The organism is Pseudomonas brassicae, assembly GCF_010671725.1.
Lineage (GTDB): Bacteria > Pseudomonadota > Gammaproteobacteria > Pseudomonadales > Pseudomonadaceae > Aquipseudomonas > Aquipseudomonas brassicae.
In genome coordinates this window covers 1-3,211 of sequence record NZ_JAAHBU010000035.1, presented here as the reverse complement: position 1 = coordinate 3,211, position 3,211 = coordinate 1, and the positions used below count along the sequence as shown (strand labels likewise).

4 protein-coding genes and 1 pseudogene are annotated in these 3,211 nt (G+C 63.2%); all 5 read left to right on the top strand.

All coding sequences use genetic code 11. From position 1 onward, the window contains the following. The first annotated feature begins 124 nt into the window (after positions 1-124). The 5 genes and pseudogenes from hisB to hisF all read left to right on the top strand — a co-directional run bounded on the left by hisB (position 125) and on the right by hisF (position 3,175). A complete protein-coding gene (gene hisB, locus G3436_RS03395; RefSeq protein ID WP_163941288.1) occupies positions 125-718 on the top strand; it encodes an imidazoleglycerol-phosphate dehydratase HisB in 594 nt (197 codons plus the stop codon). Continuing rightward, on the top strand, positions 718-1,356 hold the full coding sequence (gene hisH, locus G3436_RS03390; RefSeq protein WP_163941285.1) for an imidazole glycerol phosphate synthase subunit HisH: 639 nt from the start codon (positions 718-720) through the stop codon (positions 1,354-1,356). The genes hisB and hisH overlap by 1 nt, the downstream gene beginning before the upstream one ends. Further along, on the top strand, positions 1,356-1,616 hold the full coding sequence (locus G3436_RS03385) for a DUF2164 domain-containing protein (RefSeq protein WP_163941282.1): 261 nt from the start codon (positions 1,356-1,358) through the stop codon (positions 1,614-1,616). Before hisH ends, G3436_RS03385 begins: the two co-directional genes overlap by 1 nt. A 41-nt stretch (positions 1,617-1,657) precedes the next feature. Continuing rightward, positions 1,658-2,395, top strand: coding sequence for a 1-(5-phosphoribosyl)-5-[(5-phosphoribosylamino)methylideneamino]imidazole-4-carboxamide isomerase (gene hisA / locus G3436_RS03380; RefSeq protein WP_044460700.1), 738 nt, complete (start codon positions 1,658-1,660; stop codon positions 2,393-2,395). A 10-nt stretch (positions 2,396-2,405) separates the two neighbouring features. Further along, positions 2,406-3,175: pseudogene (gene hisF / locus G3436_RS03375) on the top strand (imidazole glycerol phosphate synthase subunit HisF). Positions 3,176-3,211: the final 36 nt, after the last annotated feature.

Genomic DNA, 3,211 nt, shown 5'->3' with positions numbered 1-3,211 from the left:
TGCCAGCGAAGAGGCCGGCTTTGCTGGCGCAAATTCCCCACCAACTGTCATCTTCGTTCCAAGCCGCGCGCTTCTAGGCCTATAATGGACACCTTTTTCGCCCAATGATTTTGCGGAGCTGGTGATGGTCGAACGTACGGCTAGCGTCGAGCGCAATACTCTGGAAACCCAGATCAAGGCCTCGATTAACCTGGATGGCAGCGGCAAGGCCCGATTCGATATCGGTGTGCCTTTCCTCGAACACATGCTCGACCAGATCGCCCGACATGGGCTGATCGACCTGGACATCGAGTGCAAGGGCGACCTGCACATTGACGATCACCATACCGTTGAAGACGTCGGTATCACCCTGGGCCAGGCTTTCAACCAGGCCATCGGCGACAAGAAGGGCATCCGCCGCTACGGGCATGCCTACGTGCCGCTCGATGAAGCGCTGTCGCGCGTGGTCATCGACTTCTCCGGCCGCCCCGGCCTGCAGATGCATGTGCCGTACACCCGCGCCTCGGTGGGCGGCTTTGATGTCGACCTGTTCCAGGAGTTCTTCCAGGGCTTCGTCAACCACGCCAACGTCACCCTGCACATCGACAACCTGCGCGGGCACAACACCCACCACCAGATCGAGACCGTGTTCAAGGCCTTCGGCCGCGCACTGCGCATGGCCATCGAGCTGGACGAGCGCATGGCCGGGCAGATGCCGTCGACCAAGGGTTGCCTGTAATGCAGACGGTTGCAGTCATCGACTACGGCATGGGCAACCTGCATTCGGTGGCCAAGGCCCTGGAGCATGTGGGGGCCGGCAAGGTCATCATCACCAGCGACGCCGCGGTGATCCGCGAAGCCGACCGCGTGGTGTTCCCGGGTGTGGGCGCGATCCGCGACTGCATGGCCGAGATTCGCCGCCTGGGCTTCGACAGCCTGGTGCGTGAAGTCAGCCAGGACCGTCCGTTCCTGGGCATCTGCGTGGGCATGCAGGCCTTGCTCGACCACAGTGAAGAGAACGACGGGGTCGACTGCATCGGCCTGTTCCCGGGCAATGTGCGCTTCTTCGGCAAAGACCTGCATGAACACGGCGAGCACCTGAAGGTGCCGCACATGGGCTGGAACGAAGTGACCCAGGCCGTCGATCACCCGCTGTGGCACGACATCCCTGACCGCGCGCGCTTCTACTTCGTGCACAGCTACTACATCACGGCCGGCAAACCGGCGCAGGTGGTGGGTAGCGGTCACTATGGCGTCGACTTTGCCGCCGCCCTGGCCGAAGGCTCGCGCTTTGCCGTGCAGTTCCACCCGGAGAAGAGCCATACCCATGGCCTGCAACTGCTGCAGAACTTCGCCGCATGGGATGGCCGCTGGTAATGGGCAAGTCCCGCGCCAAGCGGCCGATACTCACCCTCGCGCCCGATGAGGAGCGTGAGGCGCTGGCCACACTCAAGCGCTTCCTGGAAGACCGTTTCGAGCTGCAACTGGGCTCGTTCGAGGTCGCCGAAGTGCTGGAGCTGTTCAGCAAAGAGATTGCACCGCACTACTACAACAGGGCGATTTTCGATGTGCAGGCGCACCTCAAAGAGAGGTTCGAAAGCATCGAAAGCGACTTGTGGTCGCTCGAGAAGAACTGACTTCCCGAGCTCACTGTTTACCGAATAGACAGGTTTCCCCGATGCTGATTATCCCCGCTATCGATCTCAAGGACGGTGCTTGCGTACGTCTGCGCCAAGGCCGCATGGAAGATTCCACGGTATTTTCCGATGACCCGGTGAGCATGGCCGCCAAGTGGGTCGAAGGTGGCTGCCGCCGCCTGCACCTGGTCGACCTGAACGGCGCCTTCGAAGGCCAGCCGGTCAATGGCGAGGTGGTCACCGCGATTGCCAGGCGTTACCCGAACCTGCCGATCCAGATCGGTGGCGGCATCCGCTCGCTGGAAACCATCGAGCACTACGTCAAGGCTGGCGTGAGCTATGTGATCATCGGCACCAAGGCCGTCAAAGAGCCCGAGTTCGTCGCCGAGGCCTGCCGGGCGTTCCCCGGCAAGGTGATCGTGGGCCTGGACGCCAAGGACGGCTTCGTCGCCACCGATGGCTGGGCTGAAGTCAGCTCGGTGCAGGTCATCGACCTGGCCAAGCGTTTCGAGGCCGATGGCGTCTCGGCGATCGTCTACACCGACATCGCCAAGGACGGCATGATGCAAGGCTGCAACGTGCCGTTCACCGCCGCGTTGGCCGCTGCTACCCGGATCCCGGTGATCGCCTCGGGCGGTATCCACAACCTGGGCGACATCAAGGCCCTGCTCGACGCCAAGGCGCCGGGGATCATCGGCGCCATCACCGGCCGCGCGATCTACGAAGGCACCCTGGATGTGGCCGAGGCGCAAGCCTTCTGCGACAGCTACCAAGGCTGAGGAGACTGTCATGGCGCTGGCCAAACGCATCATCCTTGCCTGGACGTCGACAACGGCCGGGTGGTCAAGGGCGTCAAGTTCGAGAACATCCGTGATGCCGGCGACCCGGTAGAAATTGCCCGTCGCTACGACGAGCAGGGTGCCGACGAGATCACCTTCCTCGACATCACCGCCAGCGTCGATGGCCGCGATACCACGCTGCATACCGTCGAACGCATGGCCAGCCAGGTGTTCATCCCGCTGACCGTGGGCGGTGGCGTGCGCACCGTGCAGGACATCCGCAACCTGCTCAATGCCGGTGCCGACAAGGTCTCGATCAATACCGCGGCGGTGTTCAACCCCGAGTTCGTGGGCGAGGCGGCGCAGCATTTCGGCTCGCAGTGCATCGTGGTCGCGATCGATGCCAAGAAGGTTTCCGGCCCGGGTGAAGCCCCGCGCTGGGAGATCTTCACCCATGGCGGGCGCAAGCCTACCGGGCTGGACGCGGTGCAGTGGGCGAAGAAGATGGAAGGCCTGGGCGCCGGCGAAATTCTGCTCACCAGCATGGACCAGGACGGCATGAAGAGCGGTTTCGACCTGGGCGTGACCCGCGCGATCAGCGACGCGCTGGGGATCCCGGTGATTGCCTCGGGGGGGGTGGGTAACCTGCAGCACCTGGCTGACGGCATTCTGGAAGGGCATGCCAGCGCGGTACTGGCGGCGAGCATTTTCCATTTTGGCGAGTACACCGTGCCGGAGGCCAAGGCCTACATGGCGCAACGCGGGATCTGCGTGCGCTGAAATACCTGGGCCGCCTTGCGGCCCTTCGCTGGCAAG